The sequence below is a fragment of the Phenylobacterium sp. genome (assembly GCF_044371015.1).
Lineage (GTDB): Bacteria > Pseudomonadota > Alphaproteobacteria > Caulobacterales > Caulobacteraceae > Phenylobacterium.
Map to the genome: position 1 here is coordinate 1 of NZ_JBILUK010000320.1, position 2,922 is coordinate 2,922.

Here is a 2,922-nt window from a genome sequence, read left to right on the forward strand (position 1 = left end):
CGCCATCCGCGAGAACGTCGATGCGCTGGGCCTGTTCGGCGCCACCCGCGTGCATCGTCGCAGCGCCGTCGACCTGGGCCAGCGGCCCGGCGCCGACGGTCCGCCCTTCGACCTCGCCTTCCTCGACCCGCCCTACGGCAAGGGTCTGGGCGAACAGGCGCTGGGCCGTCTGGTCGAGGGCGGTTGGCTGAGCGACGACGCCATCGTGGTGTTTGAGCGTGGCTCCGGCGAACCGGCGCTGGTCGTGGACGGGTTCGAAGAGCTCGACGCCCGCGACTATGGCGCGGCGAAGGTGTGGTTCCTGCGGCGGAGCGGCGCCTGAACCCCTACCCCAGCATCGGCGCCATCCCCGGCTCGGCCTTGGCCATGGCGCGCAGGTAGGCGGGCCTTGCGCCAATGCGGGCGAGGTAGGCTTTGAGGTTGGGGAAGTCCGCCAGGGCCGTGCCGCGGAAAGCGCGGCTGGTGGTCAGGCAGTAGACCATCATGATGTCGGCGGTGGTCAGGTTGCGGCCGCCGAAGAAGGGCGCCTCGCCGAGGCGCGCCTCGACCATCTCCCAGCCCCGCCGGCTGCGCTCACCGACGAAACCGGCGGCTGGATTTGTCTCCGGACCCGCGCCGCCCAACACCAACTGCATCATCAGGGTCGCCATGAAGGTGCCGTTGGACCAGTGGAACCAGAACAGATGATCGGCGAAGTCCGGATCGTCCGGTGCGGGCGTCAGGCGGCCATCGCCGTAGCGGGCGCAGATATAGTCGCAAATGGCGCCGCTTTCGCCGAGCACCAGTTCGCCGTCGGTGATGACCGGCGCGATGCCCATGGGATGCAGCGCCTTGTATTCGTCCGGCGCCAGTCGGTTGTCGGCGCGGCGGTCGTAGCGCTTGAAGGCGTAGTCAATCCCGAGCTCTTCGCAGAGCCAGACAATCCGTTCGGACTGCGAGATCCCGAGGTGGTGAACTGTCAGCATGGTGGTCTCCTCTTGCGTCAGGCGCCGGCGGCGTTGATCGCCTGATCCAGGTCAGCCAGGATGTCGTCTATGTGTTCGATGCCGATGGAGAGGCGGACATAGCCCGGCGAGACGCCGGTGGCGGCCTGTTCCTCCGGCGTCAGCTGCGAGTGCGTGGTCGAGGCCGGGTGGATGGCCAGGCTGCGGGCGTCGCCGATATTGGCCACATGGTAGAAGAGCTTTAGCGCGTCGATGAAGCGCCGGCCCGCCGCGACCCCGCCCGCCAGTTCGAAGCCGACCAGACCGCCATAGCCGCCCTTGAGGTTGCGGTCGGCGCGGGCGCGGGCCTCGCCCGATTGCAGCGAGGGATGGATGACGCGGGCGACGCCGGCGCGCTTGGCGAGCCAGGCGGCGACGGCCGTGGCGTTGGCGCAGTGGCGTTCCATCCGCAGCGCCACGGTCTCGACCCCCTGAATGATCTGAAACGCGTTGAAAGGTGAGAGCGCCGCGCCCAGGTCGCGCAGCAGGATCACCCGCGCCCGCAGGATGTAGGCTATGGGCCCGAGCGGCTTGACCGCCTGGGTCCAGATCGCGCCATGGTAGGAGGGATCGGGCGTGTTGAGCAGCGGCTGGCGTTCGGGGTGCGCTTCCCAGTCGAAGTCGCCGCCGTCGACGATCAGGCCGCCGATCGAGGTTCCATGGCCGCCCAGATACTTCGTGGCCGAATAGACGACGATCGCCGCGCCGTGCTTAAGCGGCTTGCAGAGAAGCGGAGCTGCGGTGTTGTCCATGATCAGCGGGATGCCCAGCGGCCGGCCGATGGCGGCGACTTCGGCGATCGGAAACACCTCCAGCTTCGGATTGGGCAGGGTCTCGGCGTAGTAGGCCCGGGTGCGGGCGTCGGTGGCGCGACGGAAGTTCTCCGGATCGGCCGGGTCGACAAAGCGGACCTCGATCCCCTGATCCTTCAGCGTGTTGGCGAAAAGGTTCCACGTGCCGCCGTATAGCGCGGTGGAGCTGACGATGTTGTCGCCGGCCCGGGCCAGGTTCTGCACGGCAAAGGCCGAGGCCGCCTGGCCTGAGGCCACGGCCAGGGCGCCGACCCCGCCCTCCAGCGCCGCGACACGCTGTTCCAGCACGTCGGTCGTGGGGTTCATGATGCGGGTGTAGATGTTGCCCAGCTCCTGCAGCGCGAAGAGGGCCGAGGCGTGGTCAGCGTCGCGGAACTGGTACGACGTGGTCTGGTGGATCGGCACCGCCACCGAGCCGGTGGAGGGATCGGCGCGCCAGCCGGCATGGACGGCCAGGGTTTCCGGGCGAAGGCTGGTGGCGGACATGGGCGTGTCTCCGGGATCGGCGGTTTGGGGCAAGTGGCCCGCGGGCGGCGCCAGCGTCAACCTGCCGCGCGCTCCCCGGCCTCCACCATCGCCAAGAGGCGCGTCATGGTCTCGTCGTGGACGCCGAGTTCCTCCAGGTGGGCGACGAGATCGCGGAGGTAGTCGACATTTCGGCCGGACAGGCCGGTGGCGCCGGCAATGAGCTCGGCCTGGCGTTCGAGACTCAGCGCGCCCGCCCACTGAGGGTGGGCGGTGTCGGACAGGAAGCAGAGCGTCTCGACACGGCGACCGTCCTCAAGGCGCACGTGGCGGCTGGCCTCGATGTAGGTCTCGGTCGGCTGCTCGCGCTCCATCAGGTAGGCGTAGGTTTCCGGCCAGTCGGCCTCGGCGACGCGATAGGCCGCGCCCCGGCAGGCGCCGCCGGGCGCCAGGCCCAGCACCAGGCCCGGTCGCTCATAGGTGCCGCGATGGTGCACCGAATAGATGCAGAAGGCGCGACGGCGGCCATATAGGATGGCGGGCGAACGGGCTTCGAACGGGAAGCCCGGCCGCCACATCAACGACCCGTAACCGAACACCCAACGCTCCGAGCCCATGGCCCCCCGCAAGCCGAAATCTCCCGAACCCGAAGCCGCACCCCA

General features: G+C 69.2%; 4 protein-coding genes. 1 reads left to right on the plus strand and 3 read right to left on the minus strand.

Annotation, left to right across the window (positions count from 1 at the left end):
* A partial coding sequence (locus ACIQ3R_RS16985; RefSeq protein WP_397420032.1) for an RsmD family RNA methyltransferase occupies positions 1-322 on the plus strand: 322 nt, incomplete at its 5' end.
* Positions 323-326: 4 nt separating this feature from the next.
* Here the strand turns inward: ACIQ3R_RS16985 and ACIQ3R_RS16990 are convergent.
* From ACIQ3R_RS16990 to ACIQ3R_RS17000, 3 genes are read right to left on the minus strand one after another with little or no spacing between them, the layout of a single operon-like run.
* Entirely contained in the window at positions 327-965 is a 639-nt protein-coding gene (locus ACIQ3R_RS16990; RefSeq protein ID WP_397420033.1) for a glutathione S-transferase family protein, read from the minus strand.
* A 17-nt stretch (positions 966-982) separates the two neighbouring features.
* Positions 983-2,281, minus strand: a complete 1,299-nt coding sequence (locus ACIQ3R_RS16995) for an O-acetylhomoserine aminocarboxypropyltransferase/cysteine synthase family protein (RefSeq protein WP_397420034.1) — start codon at positions 2,279-2,281, stop codon at positions 983-985.
* Between the two features lie 56 nt (positions 2,282-2,337).
* On the minus strand, positions 2,338-2,877 hold the full coding sequence (locus ACIQ3R_RS17000; protein WP_397420035.1) for a gamma-glutamylcyclotransferase: 540 nt from the start codon (positions 2,875-2,877) through the stop codon (positions 2,338-2,340).
* Positions 2,878-2,922 lie beyond the last annotated feature (45 nt).

Excerpts from the sequence above, each read along its gene's own strand:
- ACIQ3R_RS17000 (WP_397420035.1), bottom strand. The coding sequence starts at position 2,877 with ATGGGCTCGGAGCGTTGGGTGTTCGGTTACGGGTCGTTGATGTGGCGG.
- ACIQ3R_RS16995 (WP_397420034.1), bottom strand. The coding sequence starts at position 2,281 with ATGTCCGCCACCAGCCTTCGCCCGGAAACCCTGGCCGTCCATGCCGGC.
- ACIQ3R_RS16990 (WP_397420033.1), bottom strand. The coding sequence starts at position 965 with ATGCTGACAGTTCACCACCTCGGGATCTCGCAGTCCGAACGGATTGTC.